The following is a 22,088-nucleotide window of genomic DNA, read 5'->3' on the forward strand; positions in this document are numbered from 1 at the left end:
ATAGACTCCGCGACACGCGCTTGTGCCGAGAGCGCATTGACCTCAATCGATCGGATGAAATCGACAGAACCCAAGCGGCTTTACCAATCGGTCGCGGCCCAGATCGTCGCGTTGATTCGCCAGGGCGAATTCGCGATCGGCGAGCGGCTGCCGCCGGAGCGCGAGTTGGCGCTGACGCTCGGCGTATCGCGTCCGTCGCTTCGCGAGGCGCTGATCGCGCTGGAAATCGGCGGCCAGATCGAAATCCGGATGGGCTCCGGCGTCTATGTCCGCGACACGGCGGCCGACGCCGTCGGCCCGATGGCCACGCTCGGCGACAGTCCGTCGGAATTGATGCAGGCCCGCGCGGCCGTCGAAGGCAGCGTGGCAGCGCTGGCCGCCGCACGGATGACGGCCGCGATGCTCGAACGCCTGCGCCGCACGGTTCAGCGCATGAAGCGGCTCGCGGAGGCCGGCAAATCGCCCGTCGAGGCCGACCGGCAATTCCACATGCTGATCGCGGAAGCCGCCGGCAATTCGGTGCTCACGCGCTTCGTCGGCGAGCTGTTCGACAGCCGCCACGACCCGATCGCGGCCGCCATGCGCGGCCACGCGGAAAATCCGCAGACGTGGACCGCCGCCGTGCGCGAGCACGAGGACGTGCTGCTCGCGCTGCAGGCCGGCGATCCGATCGCGGCCCAGACGGCCATTCGCGCGCATCTTCGCGCGTCCGAAGCGCGGTGGATCGAGGGCGGGCTGAAAGCCGAGCCGGATTCGGAGCCGGATTGACCGGCGCACGGGCGCCGGCAACGCGCTATTCAACGCCCTGCAACGCTGCCCGATCGCTCGCCGTGCGGCGCGGCGGCAGCGTGCGCGGCACTAGGCTCGTCACCAGCACCGAGCCGACCACCAGCAGCCCCGCGACCACGCCGAACCCGGCATACGGCGCGCCGGTACGCACGAACAGGGCACCGACCAGCCACGAACTGAACGCGCCGCCGAGCGAACCGAGCATGCTGATCACCGCGATGCCCGCCGCCGCCGCGCGGCCGGTCAGTTGGGCCGCCGGAATCGTCCAGAAAACGATCGGCACGGTGAATGCGCACAACTGCGCGATCGCAAGCAAGGTCACGGTGATCCAGACGTGGCCGACCGAGAAGCGCAGAAGCAGCAAACCGCACGCGGTGACGAGCATGCAGGCCACCGTATGCCATCGGCGCTCGCCGTATCGGTCGGAACTCCATGCGATCGCCACGTTGCCGATCATCGTGAATACGGAAATCAGTCCGGACAACCAACCGATTCCGGAGACGCTCGACACCCCGGCCGCCTTCAGCACCGTGGGCGACCAGAACGTCACCGTCCCCATCCCGACGTAGACGCAGAAATAGATCGCGGCAAGCCCGAGCACGCGACCGTTGCGAACGATGTCGAGCACGCGGGCCCCATCATGGCCGACCACTGCCGCGGCCCGATCCGCGTCGAGATCGCGCAACAGCGCCCGCCGATCCGCAGGCGACAGCCATGCCGCCTGTTCCGGCCGGTCGCTCAGCATCAGCAGCGCAACCAGCCCGAGCGCGATGGCCGGCAATCCCTCGATCAGAAACAGCCACTGCCATCCGCGCATGCCCATCGCGTCCTGCATGTGCGCCATGATCCAGCCGGACAGCGGCCCGCCGATCATGCCGGCGACCGGCACCGCGAGCAGCAGCACGCTGTTGACACGGGCGCGCACCGTATCCGGAAACCAGTACGACAGGTACAGGATCAGGCCCGGAAAGAAGCCGGCCTCGGCGGCGCCGAGCAGAAAGCGCACCACGTACAGCGACACGCTGCCGGTCACGAACATCTGCGCCACCGTGCAAAGCCCCCACAGCACCATGATTCGCATGAGCGTGCGGCTCGCGCCGATGCGCGCGAGCACCAGATTGCTCGGCACCTCGAACGCGGCGTAACTGATGAAGAAGATCGCCGTCGCGGAGCCGAATACGGCTTCGCTCAAGCCGAGGTCCTGCAGGAACTGCAGCTTGGCGAACCCGATGTTGACGCGATCGACGAAGTTGACGACGTAGCAGAGGAACAGAAACGGAATCACGCGCAGCGCGATCCGGCGATACAAGACGGCAGGGGGTGACTCGGACATGGACCGCTCCCGGTATGTGGACATGCGTCGGCCGTCGCGTGGGTTGCTCGCGGCCGCCGTCGGTGGCGCCGCCACGCGTTGCGCGCACAGAGGCTGCGCGAAGCGTCGCGAGGGAATTATACGAATCTCACAATTCGGGATTCATTGGTAGTTAACACGAGAAAACGCCTCGGACGCTAACCGTGTCATGCCTCCAACCCACATTCGTCAGATTTTTAAGAAAGCACCGGGTCAATGCTCATCCAATCGCTGCTTTGCCCTTACTGCAAGGTCTCACGTCGCACCCTATGTAAACCCCACCATAAAGATAAATTCAATCCCCTATAATGAGATTTGCAAAAACATCCTTCAAGCGAGCGCCGATCGGGTTTCGATCGCGTCACCCGGTGTTTTTTTCTGGATATGATCGTCGGCGGGACTAGCCGCGTGGCACGGCGCCTTCGGAAGCCGTCCATCCGGGCGAGTCCAGTCGACCCGCGCGCATGGCGCGAGCGCGCTGCCCGCGCCCGGGCAACATGGGCCGGCTTCGGCCGGCATCGAATTTCAGACGGAATGCGTTAGCCACGCCATGAACCTGCACGCTGAAACACTGTGCTTCTCCGATGTGTTCCTCCATTCCCAGGCGATCGTGAACTGGTCGCAGCACTACGACCAGATCAGTCCGGGCACCGCCACGACCACGCTGCGTCAGGTCGCCGGCCAGCGTTTCCACGTCTTTCGCGAACGCATCAACCAGCGCGTGATGCAGCACGGCCTCGCGCCGCGCGGCCGGCTCTGCTTCGCGCTGCCGATCGCCAGCGCGGTCGCGCCCGTGGTCCAGGGTCGCACCGTCGAGCGACCGAGCCTGCTGACCTTGCGCGGCGGCGAGGAATTCGTCGCCCACCTGCCGTGCGACACCGAGGTGCTCGCCTTCACGATCGACCGCACGCTCACCGCCGATCGCGAACTGGACGAACTCGCGAACCTGCCCGCCCGCATCCTGAAGCAGCCGGTGCTGCCGATCTCGCCCGCACGCTACGGCAATGCGCTGGACGGCCTCGAGCGCGTGCTGCGCCAAGCGCTCGACGGCGACTCGCTCACCGCGCGCGATGCGTTCGACGAACGCGTGCTCGCGCACAGTGTGGTCGGCATCCTGCTCGACCTCGTGCAGCCCGACGACCCGGATGCCGGTGCGCTGCCGTCGGCGTCGACGCAAAGCTACATCGTTCGCCGCAGCCAGGAAATCGCGCTGGAGTGCGACGACGTGCCGACGGTCATCGATCTCTGTCACCACCTCCGAATCAGCCGCCGCACGCTGCAATACAGCTTCCAGAACGTGGTCGGCACCACGCCGACCGCCTACCTCCGCTCGATCCGGCTGAACGCGGTGCGGCGCTTCCTGATGACGACGCCCGAGACGATGCGGATCGGCGACGCGGCAGCGCAATTCGGCTTTTGCCATTTCGGGCGTTTCTCCGCGTATTACCACCAGCATTTCCACGAGTTGCCGTCGCACACGCCGCGGCTGAGCTGAGCGCACCGCACGCGCCGCCTCATCCGGGTAATCCCCTGCCGCGTGGTGCATGCGGATTGCCGATAACGGACAACGCCCGTGTTTTCGGCACCGTAAATTTTGTCGTCGGCTCCGCTCGCATGCCCGCTGCACCGCATGGAGCGGCCGTCCAAGCGCATACCCGTGTCGTCGATGAACGTCGGCAGCGATTGCCGGCTCGTCAGCATCGGCGCGCGGCACGGGGATATCGATCAGGCATGCCGGTGTCGATTCCTGACGGACGATCCGGCCAGCGGGACTACTCATGAACGAATCGTCACCCCGGTCCGAAGCGGGGCTCGGCAAGAACGCCGTCGGACTTTCACACATCGTTTTCTTCGTCGTCGCCGCGGCCGCGCCGCTCACCGCGATGGTCGGCGCGACGCCCGCGGCGTTCTCGCTCGGCAACGGCCCCGGCGTGCCCGGCGTCTTCGTGCTGGCGGGCGTCATGTACCTGATCTTCAGCATCGGCTATGCGGCGATGAGCCGGCACATCTCCAATGCGGGCGCATTCTATGCCTACATCGCGAACGGGCTCGGGCGCCCCGCCGGCGTGGGCGGCGCGTTCGTCGCGATCGTCGCGTACAACGCCGTGCAAATCGCGATCTACTGCATGTTCGGCTTCTTCCTGAACGACAGCATCCAGCGGCACTACGGCGTCGACGTGCCGTGGTGGGCATTCGCGCTCGCATGCGTCGTCGCCGTGCACTTCTGCGGTGCGCGACGCATCGAGTTCAGCGGCCGGCTGCTCGGCATGCTGATGATCGGCGAGATCGCGATCGTGATGCTGCTCGATCTCGCGATCATCGCGCACGGCGCGAGCGCCGGCGGCTTCAGCGCGAAACCGTTCAGCCCGGCAATGGTGTTCGCGCCCGGGCTCGGCACCGCGCTCGTGTTCGTGCTCGGCTCGTACATGGGCTTCGAGGCCACGGCGATCTTCTCCGAGGAGGCGCGCGACCCGAAGCGCACGATTCCGCGCGCCACGTACGTGGCCGTGATCCTCATCATGGCGTTCTACGCGCTGTCGTCGTGGGCGATCGTCGAGGCCTGGGGCGAGCGCGCGATCGCCGCGCAGGCCGCACGCGATCCGGCCAACCTCTGGTTCGCCGTCAGCGGTCGACTGCTCGGCGGCATCGCGACGGACGCGATGAACGTCCTGCTCGTCACGAGCCTGTTCGCGGCCATCCTGTCGTTCCACAACACGATCACGCGCTATTTCTACGCGATGGGCCGCGAACGCGTGCTGTGGCGCAAGCTCGGCCATACGTGCCCCGTGCATCGTTGCCCGGACGTCGCCGGCAAGGTGCAGACGCTGATCGCGCTCGCGGCCATCGCCGGATCGGCGGCCTTTCGCCTCGACCCGTTCGCGGTCGTGTTCTCGTGGATGAGCGCGCTGGCCACGATCGGCATCATCGCGGTGCAGATCCTGGTGGCGGCCTCGGTGATCGCGTTCTTCGCGCGCGACCATCGGGACGCCAGCCTCGTGCACCGCCTGATCGCGCCGCTCGTCAGCGTGATCGCGCTCGGCGCCTGCCTCGTGCTGGTCGTGCGCAACCTGTCGGTGCTGAGCGGATCGGATTCGACCTTCGTCGCGATGTTTCCGTATTTCCTCGCCGCCGTCGGCGCGCTCGGCATCCGCGCCGCGCTGCGGTTGAAACGCAGCGACCCCGACCTGTACCGCGCACTCGGACGCGCCGTCCAATAACCGCCGCCCGGACGGTGCCGCACCGCCGTCCCGTCGCCGCCCCGACGCTTTCCCGCCGCCCACGCGCCATGCGACGTGTCGCGCCGGCACGGGTATTCCCTATCCCGATCGCGCCGCAACGGTTGCCGATAGCGGACAAGGCGCGCGATTCCATCGACATACAGTAAAGGCGACGTCGAAGCAGCACGGCGGCGGCCGCCCCCGCCGCCGCCCCGTTCCGCCCGACGATTCGCCCCTGGAAACACGGACACCATGATGAAAATTCAGAATCTGATCGACGGCAGGCATTGCGACGCAGCGGCCGGCCGCACCTTCGACAAACTGGCGCCGGCGACCGGCGACTACGTGGCCGCCGTGCCCGCATCGACCGCCGAGGACGTCGATCGCGCGGTGCGCGCCGCGCACGCGGCGCTGCAAGACGACGCCTGGGCGCGCGCGGGCGGCGCGGCCCGCGCCCGCTGGCTGCTTCGGCTGGCGGACCTGGTCGAGCGCGACGCCGATGCGCTGACGGAATTGCTGGCCGTCGAACAGGGACGTCCGCTTGCCGAGATGCGCATGATGGACCTCCCGATGTGCATCGACACGCTGCGCTACTTCGCCGGCTGGGCCGACAAGCTCGAGGGCCGCACGATTCCGACCGACGGCTTCATGGGCCGCCCGACGCTCAGCTACACGCGGCGTGCGCCGGTGGGCGTCGCCGGTCTGATCATCCCGTGGAACGCGCCGTTGATGATCGCCGTGTGGAAGCTCGCGCCGGCGCTGGCGGCCGGCTGCCCGGTGGTCGTCAAGCCGTCGGAGGACACGCCGCTGGCCGTCGCCCGGCTCGGCGAACTCGTCTGCGAAGCCGGCCTTCCCGCCGGGGTCGTCAACATCGTCCACGGCGTGGGCGCGGAAGTCGGCGCCGCGCTGGTCGCGCACCCGCTCGTGAGCAAGATCAGTTTCACCGGCAGCACCGAAGTCGGCCGCGCGATCGCGGGCGTGGCAGCAAGGACCTTCAAGCGCGTCACGCTGGAACTCGGCGGCAAGGCCGCGCAGATCGTCTTCGCGGACGCCGATCTCGACCGTGCGATTCCGTCGCTGATGGCCGGCATGTTCGCGAACCAGGGGCAGACGTGCGCGGCCGGCTCGCGCGTGCTCGCGCACCGCTCGATCGCCCAGGCGCTCGAAGAACGGCTTGCCGACGCGGCCCGGGCGATGCGCGTCGGTCCGCCATCGGAGCCCGGCGTGCAGATGGGCGCGCTCATCAACCCGCGGCACCTCGCACGCGTGCGAGCGCTCGTCGACGGCGCGCTCGCCGAAGGGGCGGTGATGCTCGCCGGCGACGAACAGGTGCCGCCGCGCGGGTGCTTCATGCGCCCGACGATTCTGGGCGGCGTCCATCCGGGCATGCGGATCGCCCGCGACGAGGTATTCGGCCCGGTCGGCATGGTCATGCCGTTCGACACCGAGGACGACGCCGTTCGCATCGCCAACGACACGCCGTTCGGTCTGTCCGCCTCGGTGTGGACGCAGGACGTCGGCACCGCGCACCGCGTCGCCGAACGGCTCGACGTCGGCGCGGTCGCGATCAACGCGTGGAGCCCGATCGACGCACGCCTGCCGTGGGGCGGCACCAAGCAAAGCGGGATCGGGCGCGACCTGTCGAAGGCCGCGCTCGATGCGTACCTCGAGGAAAAGATCGTCACCGCAGCCCTGTGACCCGACGGCGCGCACCGCGCCACAACCCTGTTCAAGCACTTCGCAAGAGAGACGAGAGACACCATGGACTATCAAAAGCGTCAAAAACGATTCTGGCACCCGATGAGCTCGGCGGCCGCCGGGCATACGACTCCCACCGTGATCATCGCGCGCGGCGACGGCAACTACGTGTACGACGTCGAGGGCCACCGCATGCTCGACGGCGTGGGCGGCCTGTGGAACGTCAACGTCGGGCATAACCGGCCGGAAGTGAAAAGCGCGATCGCCCGGCAGATGGACGAACTGTCGTACTACCAGACCTTCGACGGCGTCGCCCATCCGCGCGTCTACGATCTGGCCGACCGCCTGTGCGCGATGTTCGCGCAGGAGGACATGCAGCGGGTCATGTTCGGCAGCGGCGGGTCCGACGCGATCGAGACCGCGCTCAAGATGGCGCGCCAGTACTGGGTCGCCGCGGGCGAGCCGTCGCGCACGAAATTCCTGTCGCTGCGCAACGGCTATCACGGCGTGCACATGGGCGGCACGTCGATTGGCGGCAACGGCGTCTACCATTACAATCACGGCCCGCTGCTGCCCGGCTGCGTGCTGCTCGACACGCCGTGGCTCTATCGCAATCCGTGGAATTGCGACGATCCGCAACAGCTCGTCGAGCACTGCATCCGGCAGATCGAGGAAACGATCGCGTTCCACGGCCCGCAGACCATTGCCGCGTTCGTCGCCGAACCCGTGCAGGGCGCCGGCGGCCTGATCGTCCCGCCGGCCGATTACTGGGCTCGCGTGCGCGCCGTATGCGACCGCAACGGCATCCTGCTGATCGCGGACGAGGTGGTCACCGGCTTCGGCCGCACCGGCAGCCTGCTCGGCAGCCGCGGCTGGGGCGTCGCCGCCGACATCCTGTGCGTCGCCAAGGGCATTTCCGCCGGCTACGTGCCGCTCGGCGCGACGCTGTACAACGGGCGGATCGCCGACGCGATCGAACATGGGGCGGGCTTCTCGCACGTGGTCATGCACGGCTATACGTACAGCGGCCATCCGCTCGCCTGCGCCGCGTCGCTCGCGGTGCTCGACATCGTCGAGGCCGAGGATCTGCCGGGCAATGCGGCGCGGGTCGGCCAGCGCCTGCTCGAGCAATTGCTGCCGCTGAAGGCAGACTTCGAGACCGTCGGCGACGTCCGCGGCAAGGGGCTGATGCTGGCGCTCGACCTGGTGACCGACAAGGCCAGCCGCACGCCGCTCGATCCGGGCAAGGGGTTCGCCGCCCGCGTGGCAGATGCCGCGCGCCGGCGCGGCGTCCTGGTCCGCGCGATCGCGAACAAGGTCGTGATGTCGCCGCCGCTGACGCTGCGGCAGGACGAAGCCGACTTCATCGCGGTGACGCTGCGCGAAGCGCTGCAGGAATGCTGCGCGGATTCGCTGGCGATCGCCTGAGCGCGAACCGGCCCGGCGCACGGGCTTTTCGTCGAAGGTTCGTGCGCGTCGCCGTCCGGCTTCGGTTCGACGACGATCGCCGCGGGGCGCCGAAGTCGACGATCGGCATCCCGCCTGTTCCCGTTTCGTTTTAAAGGAAGACAAGTCAAATGGAAAACCGGGCCGTTGCATTCACGGTGGAGAAATACCCGCTCGCGCTTCGACTGCTGCACTGGGTCAGGGCGATCCTGATCGGCGCGCAGCTCTGGACCGGCTGGACGATGGTCCGGCTCGACGACAACCTGCCGGCCAAGTTCGACTGGTACTACCCGACGCACAAGGAATTCGGCGTGCTCACGCTGCTGGTGGTCGTCACGCAACTGGCAATCCGTTCGATGAAGCCGTTGCCGCCGCTGCCTTCGACCCTGCCGACGCTCGACCGCAAGCTCGCGAAGATCGGCCACTACCTGCTGTATGCGCTGGCGATCGTCGTGCCGCTGATGGGTTATTCGATGTCGAGCACGTTTACACAGAGCGACGGCGTGCCGTTCTTCTTTTTCCGCGTACCCGAGCTGCTGCCGAAGAACGACCACTGGTTCGAGGCGTTTCAGTGGTTGCACAGGACGCTCGCCTACACGCTGCTCGCGCTCGTCGTGCTGCATGTGCTCGGCGCGCTGAAGCACCGATTCTTCGACCGCAACCCGGAAAACGACGTGCTGCGGCGAATGCTGTAACGCCGCCACGCGGAAACCTCGCGCCCGGTGAGCTTCCGCATCCGGTCCGCCCGATCGCGGCGGGCCGATCTTCTTCACCATAAATATTTCGTTTTACTAACGACAAGCGGACCCGCCGCACGCGTCCGGCGCCGTCGCACGCCGTCGGAAACCGCGCCGCGTGGGCCGCCCACACCTGGAGATCGACGATGAAAAAGATAATGGCGGCCGTATCGGCCGCGAGCGCCATGGGTTTCGGCCTGACGGCCCATGCGCAAGGCACGGTGACGCTGTACGGCCTGATCGACGAGGGCGTCAATTTCACGAGCAACGCGGGCGGCAGCCACGCTTACCAGATGGTCAGCGGCGATACCGTCGGCAGCAACTGGGGCCTGAAAGGGACCGAGAACCTCGGCGGCGGGCTGAGAGCGCTGTTCCAGCTCGAGAACGGTTTCAACGCGAGCACCGGTGCGCTCGGGGTCACGTCGCGGATGTTCGGCAGGCAGGCCTACGTCGGGCTCGATTCCGATCGGTTCGGCACGCTGACGTTCGGCCGCCAGTACGATCCCACGCTCGACATATGGAGCCCTTTCACGGCCACCGGAAACTGGCTCGGCGACTTCGGCGCGCATCCGTACGACAACGACAACGCCGACTGGGACTACCGCATCCAGAACAGCATCAAGTACGTGTCGCCGATGTACGGCGGCTTCAAGGGCGAAGTGCTGTACGGGCTCGCGAATCAGGCGGGCGGCTTCGCGCGGAACCGCGTGTACAGCGCCGCCGTGCAGTACCAGGCGGGCGCATTTTCCGCTGCCGTCGCGTACCTGAAGGCCGACAATGGCGGCGCAACCGCGGGCGGCGCGTTGTCGAGCGACGATACGGTTTTCAGCGGCCGCTCGCAGCAGAACATCGATGCCGGCGCATCGTACAAGTTCAGCGACAAGCTGACGCTGTCCGCCGCGTATTCGCATGTCGACGTGACCAACCCGGAATTGAATCTCTACTTCGCGAACCAGCCGGCGGCAGGCTCGCAGCACGCGTGGAAATTCGACAACTTCGAGGTCAACGGCCAGTATTTCTTCCGGCCGGACGTCTGGCTCGGCGCGGCCTATACCTACACGCATGCACATGTCGCGACGGCGGCGGGCGATGCGTCGCCGAGCTGGCACCAGCTATCGATGATGCTCGACTACGATCTCAGCAAGCGGACCTCGACGTACATTCAGGGCGCGTATCAGCATGCAACCGGCAATACCGGCACCGACTTCGACTACGCACACGTGCTCGGCACGGCCGGGCAGTCGTCGGGCCGCAATCAGCTGGCGTTGCGCGTCGGGATGATGCATCGCTTCTGAACCCGGCGGACCACACGGGCTCGCAGCGTGCGCGGCAGCCCGTGCTTTCCCGAACCGTCAGAACTGATGCCGCACGCCGAGCCGAACCGCCGTCTGCGCCGCACCGGACGCCGGCCCGCCAAGCGCCGCTTCGACCTGGGCGCCGTAAGCACCGTCGTGCCCGCGTGCGAATACCGCGTACAGGCCCGTACGTTTCGACAGCGAATAGTCGGCGCTCAACGTGACCTGATTGGCCGAGCCGACGTCGCCGCCGCGCTGCTGGTACTGGAACCCGCCGCCCAGTTGCAACGACGGCGTGACGGCATAGGTCAGCCCGGCGTCGCAAGTGGTGGCCCGCAGCGGCGCGGCGGCACTGATCCGCACGTCCGACACCATGCCGAAGACGCGGAGCGGACCGACGTTGTAGCCGGCCCCGACCGAGAAATTGCGCAGATTGCCGCCGGCGGTCACGTCGTGCTGGCCGAAATAAGCGAGGGCGGCACTGAACGCGCCCTGTGCGTAGGACAGCATCGCGCTTTGCACGCTGCCGCGCGCGACCGTCCCGGGCACGTTGCCGAACCCCCACATGCCGCCGAACGACAATCCGCCGAATGACGGGCTCACGTACTTCACCGCGTTGTTCACCTGGACGCCCCATACACGGTTGTCGAGCGCGCCGCCCGCCGATGCGTTCGCCGGCAAGCCCCACGCGAGCAGGCCGGCCGGCGTGTTCGCACCGATCGCGAACGCCGGCAGGAGATCGCCGACGAAATCGAACTGCCGCCCGAGCGTCACGGTCCCCCAGTCGCCACCGAGCCCGACGTACGCTTGCGAACTGAACGCGGAGCCCGGCACGGTCAGCGCGCCGTCTGACGTCTGGAACTGGCTTTCGAGCCGAAACACCGCGTAGCCGGCACCGCCGAGATCCTCCCTGCCCGTCAGGCCCCACACGTCGTTGCGCGACACGCCGGCCTGCAACGCGACCTGACGCCCGCCATGCGGGGCGGACGCCACGTCGCTCGTATAGGTCACGCCCGTGTCCAGCGAACCGTAGAGCGTCACGCTCGATTGCGCGAACGTCGGTGCGACGGTTCCGCAGCCGCATAAAGCCATCATCCGAAACCACCCTTTCATCGTCTTCTCCTCATCGAAACTTCCCGGCCGATGCGCGCGCGATCCGACCGGCTCGGCAGCAACCTCGACCGGGTGCGATTTCTTCCATTAAAATAGGAATCCATATCATTCAAGGTGAAACGATCCTCCCCGACGCGGCCGGCCCGCACCGCGCCCATTCGCCGCCGTGGTCCCGGTCGCCGCCCGCACGACATAAGTTAGACTACGGCCTGTCGCCCGCGGCGGCGCATGCCGTGCCGCACCCCGGCAGCCCGCAGCGCGTGCGTCCTTCCCGTTCCATTGCCGCAAGCCGTCTGAATCCCGGATCACGTCATGTCGAGCCTCACCAAAATGCTGTCCATCCTCGACGTCTTCTCTTCGTCCGCGACGTCGATGACCGCCGAGGAAATCGCCGAACACATGGGCTTTTCGCGCACCACGTGCTATCGCTACGTGAAGGAACTGGCGTCCGTCGGCCTGCTCGTCGGCACCAACGGCCGCTATACGCTGGGCCCGCGCATCATCCATCTCGACTACAACATGCGGCAGTCGGACCCGACGCTCACCGCCGCGAAACCCGTCATCCAGAAACTGGTTCAGGTCACCGGCGGCGATGCGCTCGTCTCGACGCTGTTCGACGAGCAGATCATCAACGTGATGCACGAGACCGGCGCCGAGAATCTGCAGTTGGGCTTCGGCCGCGGCCGCATCATGCCGTTGTTCCAGGGCGCGTCGTCGAAGGTGATCGTCGCCGCGATGTCGCGCGCGCGGCTGAAGCGCCTGCACGAACGGCACAACGCCGAGCTGGGCGAGTTCGCCGCCGACTGGACGCAGTTCTGGCGCGCCTGCCAGCAGATCGTCGAGGCCGGATACTGGATCTCGCGCGGCGAGCTCGACGCCGGGTTCGTCGGCATCGCCGCACCGATTCGCACGGCCAGCAGCGGCGACGTCAACAGCAGCCTGTCGCTGATCTTTCGCGCCGAACACTTCGCGCTGTTCGACGAACACGTACTCGGCAAGCTCCTGATCGACGCCACCGCACGGATCGGCGACGCCACCTGAGCATTCGCGCGGCATCGCATCGCGAACGATGCCGCATCCGAAACGCCCACGTGCGCGGTCAGTTCATCTGCGTGATGAACTTGGTGACCAGGTAGCCGTCGAACGTCTCCGTTCCGCCCTCGCTGCCGAAGCCGCTGTCCTTCACGCCGCCGAACGGGATCTCCGCCGGCCCCATGCCGAAGTGATTGATGTTGACCATGCCGGCTTCGAGCGCACGGCCGATCCGGTGCGCATGGCGCGCCGACGTCGTGAACGCGTACGACGCGAGGCCGAACGGCAAGCGGTTGGCTTCGTCGAGCGCATCGTCGAGCGCGTCGAACGGCACGATCCCGACGATCGGCCCGAACGGCTCTTCGTTCATCAGCCGCGTATCACGCGCCGGCCCCAGCACGACCGTCGGTGCGAAATAGTGCCCCGGCCCCGCCGTCGGCAGGCGCGCCCCGCCTGCGGCAATCTCCGCCCCTTTTGCCTTCGCGTCGGCGACGAACGCGTCGATCTCGGCTACGCGTCGCGCATGCGCAAGCGGCCCCATCGTGGTCGCCTCTTCCAGCCCGTAGCCGACGCGGATCTTGCCGACCGCCTCGAGATATGCGGCGACGAACCGGTCGAACACCGGGCGCTGCACGAAAAAACGCGTCGGCGATACGCAGACCTGCCCGGCGTTGCGAAACTTGTATGCGGCCAGCATCGTCGCCGCGCGTTCGACGTCGGCGTCCGCACAGACCAGCACCGGCGCATGGCCGCCTAGTTCCATGGTCATGCGTTTCATGTGCGACGCGGCAAGCGCCGCCAGTTGCTTGCCGACCGGCACCGAACCCGTGAACGAGATCTTGCGCACGAGCGGCGACTCGATCAGTTGCCTGGACACGTCGGCCGGCACGCCCCAGACGATGTTCAGGCAGCCCGCGGGTAATCCGGCGTCGTGGAAGATGCGCGCGAGCGCGACGATCGCGCTCGGCGATTCCTCCGGCCCTTTCAGCACCAGCGTGCACCCGGACGCAAGCGCCGCCGCGATCTTGCGCATCGCCTGGCTGAACGGGAAATTCCACGGCGAGAACGCCGCGCACACGCCGATCGGTTCGCGCAGCACCGTCTGGGCGACGTCCGGGGAGCGCGACGGCACGACGCGGCCGTACGTGCGACGTCCTTCCTCCGCGTGCCATTCGAGCTGCTCGGCGGACGACACGACCTCGGCGATCGCCTCGCGAAGCGGCTTGCCCTGGTCCATCGTGATGTGACGTCCGATCGCGTCGGCGCGCTCGCGCACCAGCGCAGCCGCGCGGCGCAGGATGTCCGAGCGCGCGAGCGGCGACTCGCGGCGCCACGTCGCGAACGCGCGATGCGCGGCGCGCACCGCGGCGTCGATATCGGCCGGCGTCGCATGCGGCAGGTCGCCGAGCACGTCGCCGGTGCCCGGATCGAGAACGGGCTGCGTGCGCCGGCCGTCGGCCTGAAAGAACCGGCCGTCGATATACAGATGGAGCGACGCGTAATCGCGCCGCACATCGGGTGCTATGTGGGAGGTCAAGGGCGTAAACGGAATCAAGACGGATACCTCGGTAGAAACTGCACGATGGGCCGGGCAACGCGACGATCGCATCACGCGGCCGATGGCGGTGCGCGCAGCAGGCCGCCGATTTCCTGTCGGAGGATCTGGTTTTCCTGCCGGACGAGCAGATGCCGGACCTTGCCGCGAAACGTCCTGAATTCGGGATCGGCCATCAGCACCGCACGACGCCGGGCACGATCGTCCAGCGAATCGAACGCCCACAGATAGACGAGCTGGTTCAGCGGTCCGATCTCCGTCGCGAAACACCCGACCATCGTGCCGAGCGCGTGCTCCTGCGGTGCGCGACCGCATTCCGCGTACAGCCGCAGATACTCGGCGACGCCGCCCGGCACCAGCGTGTACGTGCGTTGCTCAACAAACATGCGCGCTCTCCCGTTGTCGCGCCGCAAACGCGTGGAATGCCGCGGTCACGCCCGCCATGCCGGCCGCGTCCGTCTGCGCCGCCACATAGCGGTCCGGACGGACGACGACGAGCGGCCCCGCGTGCCTGTCGAACCATTCGGCCATCGCGTTGTCGACGTCCTCGACGCACTCGCTGCCGTGCGCGCTCGCGATGCGCTGCTCGCGGCACGTTCCGCTGCGCGAACGGACGATCTGCACGAATTTCGCGCCCAGCGCGGCCCAGAACGCGCGATCGTCGTCGCTCAGGCACGCCTGTGGGTCGCATCGCCAGCCGATGACCGAAAACCACGGGCCGAGCACGTCGTCGAGCTTGCGACGGGCGCCGTCGGCCGTTTCGACGTCGGGCTGGACGATCATGCGCCCGACGGCGCCCGACGCGCCGGTGACCACGATCCCGTGCGTATAGCTCGGCATCGGCTTGAAGCGCATCTGCAGCACGTAATCCTTCAGGCCGGGCGCATGGCGCGCGAGCCCGAGGAACCGGTCGCGCAGGAACGCGACCAGACGGCTGGTCGGCATCAGCATCGCGCCGAAGGTGTCCGCGAGATCGATCATCGCCTTCGCGTGATCGCGGCGCTCCGATTCGTACGTCGAGATCACGCTCCGGTGCAACGTGCCGTTCACGACCCCCGCGAGCTTCCATGCGAGATTGCCCACGTCGCGCAGCCCCGCGTTCAGCCCCTGGCCGATCCACGGCGGGCTCAGGTGGGCGGCGTCGCCGATGAGCGCCACGCGTCCGGCGACGAAACGTTCGGCCACGCGAGAGTGATGCGTGTAGGTGCGCGCACGCACGATCTCGATGCGATCGACGTCGTCGACGTACGGTTCGATCAGCGCGCGGATCGACTCCGGTTGCGCGATCGCCGCTTCGTCCTCGTGCGGAAACACGAGAAATTCCCAGCGTCGGTAGTTGAACGGCAGATAGATGCAGACGTTCGGGCGTCGCGGGTCGCAGTTCAGCGCGGTACACGGCTGGTCGAGCTGCGCGTTCTTCACGTCGACCACGACCCATTTGATCGGATGCGTCGTACCGGCCAGCCTGATGCCGAGCATCTCGCGCACGGGGCTGCGTCCGCCGTCGGCCGCCACCACGTAGTCGGCATCGAGTTCGTATTGCCGCCCGTCGGCGGCACGCACCTGAAGCGTCACGCCTTCGTCGTCCTGCTCCAGGCCGACCACCTCTTCGCCCGTGCGCAGGGACACGTGCGGATAGCGCGCCAGCGCGTCGCGCAGCGTACGCTCGGCCAGGTGCTGCATGAAGATGTTGCGTCGCCACCAGCCGAACTCGCGTATCGACGGACGGATGTCGGCGAAACATTCGCCGTTCGCCTTGAACATGCGCAGCGGCACGTTCTGGATGATGTCGCGGCTCAGCTCGTCGGCCAGACCGGCCGTCTGAAACAGCCGCAGCGCCTCGTCGTCGATGCCGACCGCACGCGGGAACTCGACGATCCGCGCCTCGCGTTCGACGACGATCGTATCGACGCCATACAGGCCGAGCAGGTTGGCCATGGCCGCACCATTCGGCCCCGCGCCGACGATGGCGACCTTGGTCCGGTTCCGGTTGTTCGCTTTCATTCGCCGGCGCCTCCCGCGCGCCATGCGGCGTCGTCGAGACGATCGAGCCAGGTGCGCAGCGCGTGATTGAATGCATCGGGCCGATCGTCGTGCACGTAATGCGTCGCGCCGGGTATGTCGATCCGTTCGATCTCCGCATTGGCGGCCGCCATTTCGGCCGCCACGTCCGCGGACAGGAAATCCGAGTCTCCGCCGCGCAACAACAACGTGGGCACGTGCAGATTGAGGATCAGCGGCCAAAGATGGACGAGTTGCGCCGGTGTCGCGGCCAGCCGGGCCGCCGCGATCCCTTGCGCGTCGTGCCGCCATACGATCCGGCCGCGCGCGTCCGCCTTCAGCGAGTGTGCGAGGCGCGAGTCGAGCGCGGATTCCGCGACGTTCGGCCGCTGGCGTCGCCAGAACGCGCGCGCGTCGTCCCACGACGCGAACGCGTCCGGCGTGTCCCGCAGCTCGCGCTTGATGCGCTCGGAACCCGGCGATCCGGCCGACGCACCGGGGCCCATGTCCTCGATCACGAGACCGGCGAGCCGCTCCGGTCGTGCCGCCGCGTAGACGAACGCGTTGGCCCCGCCCATCGAGTGCCCGGCCAGCACGAACCGTCGCAGGTCGAGCGCCCGCACCAGCGCGTCGAGATCGCGCACGTAGGCCGCCGCGTAGTAGTCCCGCCGAGGATCCCAGTCGCTCAGCCCGCGCCCGCGCTGATCGAGCGCGACGACCCGGTAGCGGTCGACCAGCGCATCGGCGACGCTCGCCCAGGTATGCGCGTAACTGCGCAAGCCGTGCAGCATCACCACGGCCGGCGCATCGTCACGCCCCCAGCTCACGTAGTGCAGCCGCAATCCATCGTTGTCGATCCATCCATCCCTGGCGGATGCCGCGTTCATCATGTGCTCCCCGGCCGGCATGCGCGATCAGACCAGACCGTCGCGACCGACGATCTCGCTCGCCTTCAGGCCGCCGAGCCGCGCATGCAGCCGGCCGCGCGTCGCGAACGCGAAGATCACCAGCACTTCGTCGTCGTTGGGTGCATCGGGAAACAGGCACGTCACCGTGTCGTAGTGCGAGCGCACGTAGAGCGCATCCTTGTGCGCGAGCGGCACGTCGATCACCGTATTGATCGGGCCGCGCTTGCCGCTCGACGGCACCCACGCTTTCCCGCCGCCCAGCGCCGCCCGGATCGGCTCGGCGAAGATCGACGTGAGGAACGCGTTGCCGTGTTCGTATTCGCCGGCCGAGCCGACCAGGCAGGCCTTGCCGTAGCTCTCGATCGCGCGGCCGGCGGCGAGCGATTCGATGCGTCGCGCGAATTCCTTGCCGAGCGCGGGCGACGGGCGCACGAGATCGTCGAGGTTTTCGCTGAATCGTCCCGCGTACGGGTTGTGAACGGCCGCGGCGATCACGATCTTGCGCAGCGGCTCGCCATCCGCGAGCTGGCCGGTTTCGTTCGCGAGCGAATCCTCGATCTGCGTGTACCACTTGCGGATATGAAAGCCTTCGAAATTGGCGGTCTTGCTCATCAGTATTCCTTTATAAAACGTCGATGATGCGGATTGAGACGCGGCGCTTCAGTCGAACAACGGTTCGAGCTGGAACGGATCGCTCGGCGCGTTGTATCGATGCAGCACGCGCTTGCCCTCTTCGTCGTCCGTGACGGTCTCGCAGAAGAATTCGAGCCGGTTGCCGTCGGGGTCCGTGAAATACACGCCGATCCCGACCTTGTGATCGGTGATCTTGACGATCGGCACGCCGCGGCGAAGCAGCATCCCGTACAGGCGACGCAATTCGGTCAGCCCGCCGGCGATCTCGAGGCCGTAGTGCTGCAGGCCGATCGTGCCGAGCTCCGCATCGGACGCCGCGCGAATCAGCGCGATGTCGTGGTGCTTCTGGCCGAACGACATGAACACCCACTGCTCGCCGCGCGCGGTTTCCGTCATGCCGAGCACCTCGGCGTACCACGTGCTCGAACGGACGGGGTCGCGCACGAACAGCGACAGGTGCGTGCGCTGCACGCGCGGCGTCGGCAGCGGCAGGCCGCTCGCGTTCGCGCGCTCGGCGTGTTGCCGGATATCGGACGGTGTCATCGTTCGCTCCGCTCAGTGGGTCGACTGCGCGTGGGCGGCCAGCGGCGCCTCGAACGGCGTCCACGCCACCGCCGTGATCTCGCTGAAATCGCGCCATTCCTTGATCCAGTTCCGGCCGCCGTCGCTCGAACGGAACAGGTGCCCATACTTGGTGCCCGCATAGACGAGCGCCGGCCGGGCCGCATGCACGCCGAACGCCCAGAACGTGGAGTTCGGCGGCGTGTGCAGGTCCATCTCGCGCCACGCGTGGCCGCGATCGGCCGAGCGGTAGATTCGGCTGCGGGTGCCCGGCGTGCCGTCGCCGATCGCCATCAGCAGGTCGCCTTCCGGCTCCGGCAGTTGTACGACGGTGCGCGTGTAGTACAGCCCGTCGAAGCGGTCGCGCGACAGCTTGCCGTCCCAGGTCCGGCCGTCGTCCTCGCTCACGTACACGGCGTTGACCGTCAGCAGCACCGTGGTCTTCGGCCGGTCTTGCGCGGCGGGCAGCACGGCGATCGCGTGAATGTCGCTGTTGCGGATCGCGCTGCCGGGGCCGTCCACGCGCGCCCAGCTCGCACCGGCATCCCGGCTGCGCCACGCGCCGCCCTCCTCCACGCCGTACCAGACGTTGCTGCTGTCGTCCGAATCCACGCAGATCGTCAGCAGCCGCGGACGGTTGACGCCCGAGCAGAACTCCGGCAGCTCGGGGGCCGTTCTCGCCCAGGTCAAGCCCGCGTCGCTCGACTTGTAAAGCGCGGCACGCGACGGCGCGCCGGTGCCGGCATAGAGCACCGCCGGGTTCGCCGGATCGATCGCGATGGACCAGACCGTCTGCCCGTTCAGCAGGTTGTCCGGCCGAAACCAGTGCGCGCCGCCATCCTCGCTGATGCACAGCCCCGAATCGGCGCCGGCATAGACGCGCGACGGCGTCGCGGGATCCACCGCGAGCGAGCGCACGATGCCGTCGAACTCGATCGGTTCGGCGAGCCCGAGGCGATGCCAGGTCTTGCCGTCGTCGTTCGAGCGCAGGATGCCTTGCCCCGCGGTGGCGACCAGTACGGTTGCGGTCATGAAATGCTCCTCGTGTCAGAGAAAAATGCCGCGCGTGAGCCCGCCGTCGCAGCCGATCGATTCGCCGGTGATCGAGCCGGACTTCGGCGACGCGAGAAACGCGACGATCCACCCCATTTCTTCCGGCTGCAGCACGCGGCGGATCGGCGTGACCTTCACGTAGTTGGCCTCGACCTCCGCGGCCGTGAGCCCCTGCTTGCGCGCCTCCGTCTCGTAGAGCTCGTGGATGTGCGGCGTTTCGACGACGCCCGGGTGAATCGTGTTGACCGTGATGCCGAACGGGCCGAGCTGGTCGGACAGCGTCTTGGTCAGGTGGACGATCGCCACGTTGCGCATGCCCGACAGTTGCTTGCTGCCGCGGCCGGTCAGGCCGCCGATATTGACGATCCGGCCGAAGCCGTTGCGCCGCATGTACGGCGCGGCCGCCTTCGCGCAACGCAGGTAGCCGACCACCTTGATATCGATGTCCTGCAGCAACCCTTGCGGATCGGCATGCTCCAGCTCCGCCCGCACGAGCCCGCCCGGGTGCGCCGCGCCGTTCAGCAGGATGTCGAGCCGGCCGAAGCGCTCGACGCTCGCTGCCATCGCCGCTTCGACCGACGCCATGTCGGTCGTGTCCACCGTGACGGGCACGATGGCGCCGGCCGCGCTGCCCAGCGGCGCGAGCGCCGCGCGAATCTCGGCGGCCGCGACTTCGAGGTGTTCGATGCGTCGCGCGGCGATCGCGACGTTGACGCCTTCGCGCGCCAGTTCGAGCGCGACGGCCTTGCCGATGCCCATGCTGCCGCCGGTGATGAACGCGGCTTTTCCGTGCAGTTGCAGATCCATGTCGATGAAAGGTGAGAGTCGGGATTGAGGAAACGAGCGCGTGACGCGATCAGGACAACCGCATTTCGACGAGCGTCGGCCCGTCGGTGCGCGCGAGCGCGCCGTCGAGCGCCTGCACCAGCGCATGCGTGTCGCTCACGCGTTGGGCCGGCACGCCATAGCCGCGCGACAGCGCGAGCCAGTCGATCGGCGGATCGTCCAGCAGCGTCAGGCGGCTGGCGTGCGGCGTGTCGGCCGGCAGGCCGCTGCGCGCGAGCTCGGTCTGCAGGATGCCGTAGCGCCGGTTCGATGCGATCAGCATCACGATCGGCAAACGCTCGCGCGCCATCGTCCACAGCGACTGGATCGTGTACTGCGCACTGCCGTCGGACTGCAGCGCGAACACGCGGCGCGCCGGGCACGCGACGGCGGCGCCGAGCGCCACCGGCAGCCCCTGGCCGATCGCGCCGCCCGTGTTCGTGAGAATGGTGTGGCGGCGCGCGCGTGCCGACGCGGTCACGAACGGGTAGCCGCACGTGCCGCCCTCGATCGACACGATCGCATCGTCGGGCAGTGCATTCGCGAGCACGCGGCCGACGGCCTGCGGTGTGAGCGGCCCGTCCTCCACGCGCCAGCGCTCGACGCGCACGCCATCGTCATTCGTTGCCGCCGCACCGATGCGATCGGCCAGCGCCTCCAGCGCGTCGTCCGCCGCGTCGCCCGGCGCCGCCAGCGTCACGATGTCCTCCGGCCGCGCGAGTTCGCCCGGAATGCCTTCGTAGCCGAAGTAAGTGACGGGCGCGAGCGCGCCGGCCAGCACCACGCGCCGGCCGGCCAGCGCCGCGAGCGCCGGCTCGGGGAAATACGGCAGGCGGTCGATGTCCGGCAGGCCGCCGCCGCGCTCCGCCCGCGCGGGAAACGTCTCGCTGAAGCAGGTCGCACCGGTTGCCGCCGCGATGCGCGCCGCCGCACGCTGGCCGCGCGCCGACAGCGCGCGGGCGCCCATCAGCAGGACGGCGCGATGGCCGCCGAGCAGCAGATCGGCAACCTGTTCGACGCGAGCGGCATCGAACGACACCGCGGCCGGGCGCACGACGGCGGGCCACGCAGCGCCGCGCACCTTGGCCGACTGGAGATCGACGGGCAGCACGAGCGTCGCGACGCCGCGCCGCGCGCCCATCGCGGCCGAAATCGCGTCGGCCGTATCCGTCGCGAGGTCCGCGTCGCGCGCCACGCTGCGATACCACACGGACACCGGACGGGCGAGCGATTCGATGTCGGACGTCAGCGGCGCGTCGTACTTCAGATGCTCGCGCGTGTGATCGCCGACGATGTTCAGGATCGGCGTGCGGGCGCGGCGCGCATTGTGCAGGTTGGCAATGCCGTTGGCGTGGCCGGGCCCGAGGTGCAGCAGCGTCATCGCGGGCTTGCCGACCATGCGGCCATAGCCGTCCGCGGCGCCGGTGCACACGCCCTCGAACAGCCCGAGGATCGAGCGCATGCCCGCCACGGTGTCGAGCGCACCGACGAACGGCATCTCGGTCGTGCCGGGATTGGCGAAACAGACGTCGACGCCGGCATCACGCGCCGTGGTGAGCACGACGCTCGCCCCGCTTGTTGCTTCGATATCGCTGTTCAACGCTGGAATGTTCATGCGGCTGCTCGACGGGTTTGGCTGAAGTGTTTTTACTGTAATCCCGAATTACGGGATTTGTCAAACCATCCAGTTTCAATTTCGCACTCCATCGAGGCCCGCGTTTACCCGTAATCTCACCGTTCAATTCTGCAAGTAACAAGACAGGCGAACTGTTCAGCCTCCATCAACCAACGACCTATTTCCCACAATTCGGAATTTAACGAAATCGACACATCAGATCGATCGCATCCGTCGGGCGTGCCGTTTTGCTTCCCG

Annotated in this window: 19 protein-coding genes; 8 read left to right on the top strand and 11 right to left on the bottom strand. The window is 67.7% G+C overall.

Features of this window, described 5'->3' with window-relative positions:
• The first annotated feature begins 54 nt into the window (after nt 1-54).
• Nucleotides 55-768 (top strand): FadR/GntR family transcriptional regulator, encoded by a 714-nt coding sequence (locus tag KPB06_RS08950; RefSeq protein ID WP_059577814.1) that lies wholly within the window; start codon nt 55-57, stop codon nt 766-768.
• 25 nt (nt 769-793) lie between these two features.
• Here the strand turns inward: KPB06_RS08950 and KPB06_RS08955 are convergent, their stop codons facing one another.
• Entirely contained in the window at nt 794-2,122 is a 1,329-nt protein-coding gene (locus tag KPB06_RS08955) for an MFS transporter (protein ID WP_059577812.1), read from the bottom strand.
• 568 nt (nt 2,123-2,690) lie between these two features.
• On the opposite strand from KPB06_RS08955, the gene KPB06_RS08960 reads away from it, so the two are divergent.
• The 6 genes from KPB06_RS08960 to KPB06_RS08985 all read left to right on the top strand — a co-directional run bounded on the left by KPB06_RS08960 (nt 2,691) and on the right by KPB06_RS08985 (nt 10,534).
• On the top strand, nt 2,691-3,635 hold the full coding sequence (locus KPB06_RS08960) for a helix-turn-helix domain-containing protein (RefSeq protein ID WP_059577810.1): 945 nt from the start codon (nt 2,691-2,693) through the stop codon (nt 3,633-3,635).
• A gap of 283 nt (nt 3,636-3,918) precedes the next feature.
• Nucleotides 3,919-5,358 (top strand): APC family permease, encoded by a 1,440-nt coding sequence (locus KPB06_RS08965; protein ID WP_059577807.1) that lies wholly within the window; start codon nt 3,919-3,921, stop codon nt 5,356-5,358.
• Between the two features lie 252 nt (nt 5,359-5,610).
• On the top strand, nt 5,611-7,056 hold the full coding sequence (locus KPB06_RS08970; protein ID WP_226224262.1) for an aldehyde dehydrogenase family protein: 1,446 nt from the start codon (nt 5,611-5,613) through the stop codon (nt 7,054-7,056).
• A gap of 63 nt (nt 7,057-7,119) precedes the next feature.
• Nucleotides 7,120-8,484 (top strand): aspartate aminotransferase family protein, encoded by a 1,365-nt coding sequence (locus tag KPB06_RS08975; RefSeq protein ID WP_099318514.1) that lies wholly within the window; start codon nt 7,120-7,122, stop codon nt 8,482-8,484.
• A gap of 149 nt (nt 8,485-8,633) precedes the next feature.
• Nucleotides 8,634-9,197 carry a cytochrome b gene (locus KPB06_RS08980; protein ID WP_059577799.1) on the top strand — a complete coding sequence of 188 codons (564 nt, stop codon included), beginning with the start codon at nt 8,634-8,636 and terminating at the stop codon, nt 9,195-9,197.
• 188 nt (nt 9,198-9,385) lie between these two features.
• Nucleotides 9,386-10,534, top strand: a complete 1,149-nt coding sequence (locus KPB06_RS08985; RefSeq protein WP_059577796.1) for a porin — start codon at nt 9,386-9,388, stop codon at nt 10,532-10,534.
• Between the two features lie 57 nt (nt 10,535-10,591).
• Here the strand turns inward: KPB06_RS08985 and KPB06_RS08990 are convergent, their stop codons facing one another.
• Nucleotides 10,592-11,647, bottom strand: a complete 1,056-nt coding sequence (locus KPB06_RS08990) for a porin (RefSeq protein WP_059577793.1) — start codon at nt 11,645-11,647, stop codon at nt 10,592-10,594.
• Between the two features lie 312 nt (nt 11,648-11,959).
• Here KPB06_RS08990 and KPB06_RS08995 point away from each other — a divergent pair, with 312 nt between their 5' ends.
• The gene (locus tag KPB06_RS08995; protein WP_059577791.1) at nt 11,960-12,688 is read left to right on the top strand and encodes an IclR family transcriptional regulator; all 729 of its coding nucleotides are present in this window, start codon (nt 11,960-11,962) and stop codon (nt 12,686-12,688) included.
• A gap of 58 nt (nt 12,689-12,746) precedes the next feature.
• On the opposite strand, the gene KPB06_RS09000 is transcribed toward KPB06_RS08995, so the two are convergent.
• The 9 genes from KPB06_RS09000 to KPB06_RS09040 are packed head-to-tail and all read right to left on the bottom strand — an operon-like array spanning nt 12,747 to nt 21,830.
• Complete coding sequence (locus KPB06_RS09000) at nt 12,747-14,234, bottom strand: NAD-dependent succinate-semialdehyde dehydrogenase (RefSeq protein WP_059577788.1); 1,488 nt, start codon at nt 14,232-14,234, stop codon at nt 12,747-12,749.
• Nucleotides 14,235-14,287: 53 nt separating this feature from the next.
• Nucleotides 14,288-14,620, bottom strand: coding sequence for an NIPSNAP family protein (locus KPB06_RS09005; protein WP_059577785.1), 333 nt, complete (start codon nt 14,618-14,620; stop codon nt 14,288-14,290).
• The gene (locus KPB06_RS09010; RefSeq protein WP_099318606.1) at nt 14,610-16,238 is read right to left on the bottom strand and encodes a bifunctional 3-(3-hydroxy-phenyl)propionate/3-hydroxycinnamic acid hydroxylase; all 1,629 of its coding nucleotides are present in this window, start codon (nt 16,236-16,238) and stop codon (nt 14,610-14,612) included. Before KPB06_RS09010 ends, KPB06_RS09005 begins: the two co-directional genes overlap by 11 nt.
• Nucleotides 16,235-17,122, bottom strand: coding sequence for an alpha/beta fold hydrolase (locus KPB06_RS09015; RefSeq protein WP_179231827.1), 888 nt, complete (start codon nt 17,120-17,122; stop codon nt 16,235-16,237). Before KPB06_RS09015 ends, KPB06_RS09010 begins: the two co-directional genes overlap by 4 nt.
• A gap of 27 nt (nt 17,123-17,149) precedes the next feature.
• Nucleotides 17,150-17,755, bottom strand: coding sequence for an amino acid synthesis family protein (locus KPB06_RS09020; protein ID WP_059577779.1), 606 nt, complete (start codon nt 17,753-17,755; stop codon nt 17,150-17,152).
• A 48-nt stretch (nt 17,756-17,803) separates the two neighbouring features.
• The gene (locus KPB06_RS09025) at nt 17,804-18,319 is read right to left on the bottom strand and encodes a VOC family protein (protein WP_059577776.1); all 516 of its coding nucleotides are present in this window, start codon (nt 18,317-18,319) and stop codon (nt 17,804-17,806) included.
• Nucleotides 18,320-18,331: 12 nt separating this feature from the next.
• Nucleotides 18,332-19,369, bottom strand: coding sequence for a WD40/YVTN/BNR-like repeat-containing protein (locus tag KPB06_RS09030; RefSeq protein ID WP_059577773.1), 1,038 nt, complete (start codon nt 19,367-19,369; stop codon nt 18,332-18,334).
• A gap of 15 nt (nt 19,370-19,384) precedes the next feature.
• Nucleotides 19,385-20,197, bottom strand: a complete 813-nt coding sequence (locus tag KPB06_RS09035; RefSeq protein ID WP_059577770.1) for an SDR family NAD(P)-dependent oxidoreductase — start codon at nt 20,195-20,197, stop codon at nt 19,385-19,387.
• Nucleotides 20,198-20,246: 49 nt separating this feature from the next.
• Nucleotides 20,247-21,830: an acetolactate synthase large subunit gene (locus tag KPB06_RS09040; protein WP_275905335.1), complete on the bottom strand. Its 1,584-nt coding sequence runs from the start codon at nt 21,828-21,830 to the stop codon at nt 20,247-20,249.
• Nucleotides 21,831-22,088: the final 258 nt, after the last annotated feature.

Origin of the sequence: Burkholderia semiarida, assembly GCF_029268935.1 — a bacterium.
Classification (GTDB): Bacteria; Pseudomonadota; Gammaproteobacteria; order Burkholderiales; family Burkholderiaceae; genus Burkholderia; species Burkholderia semiarida.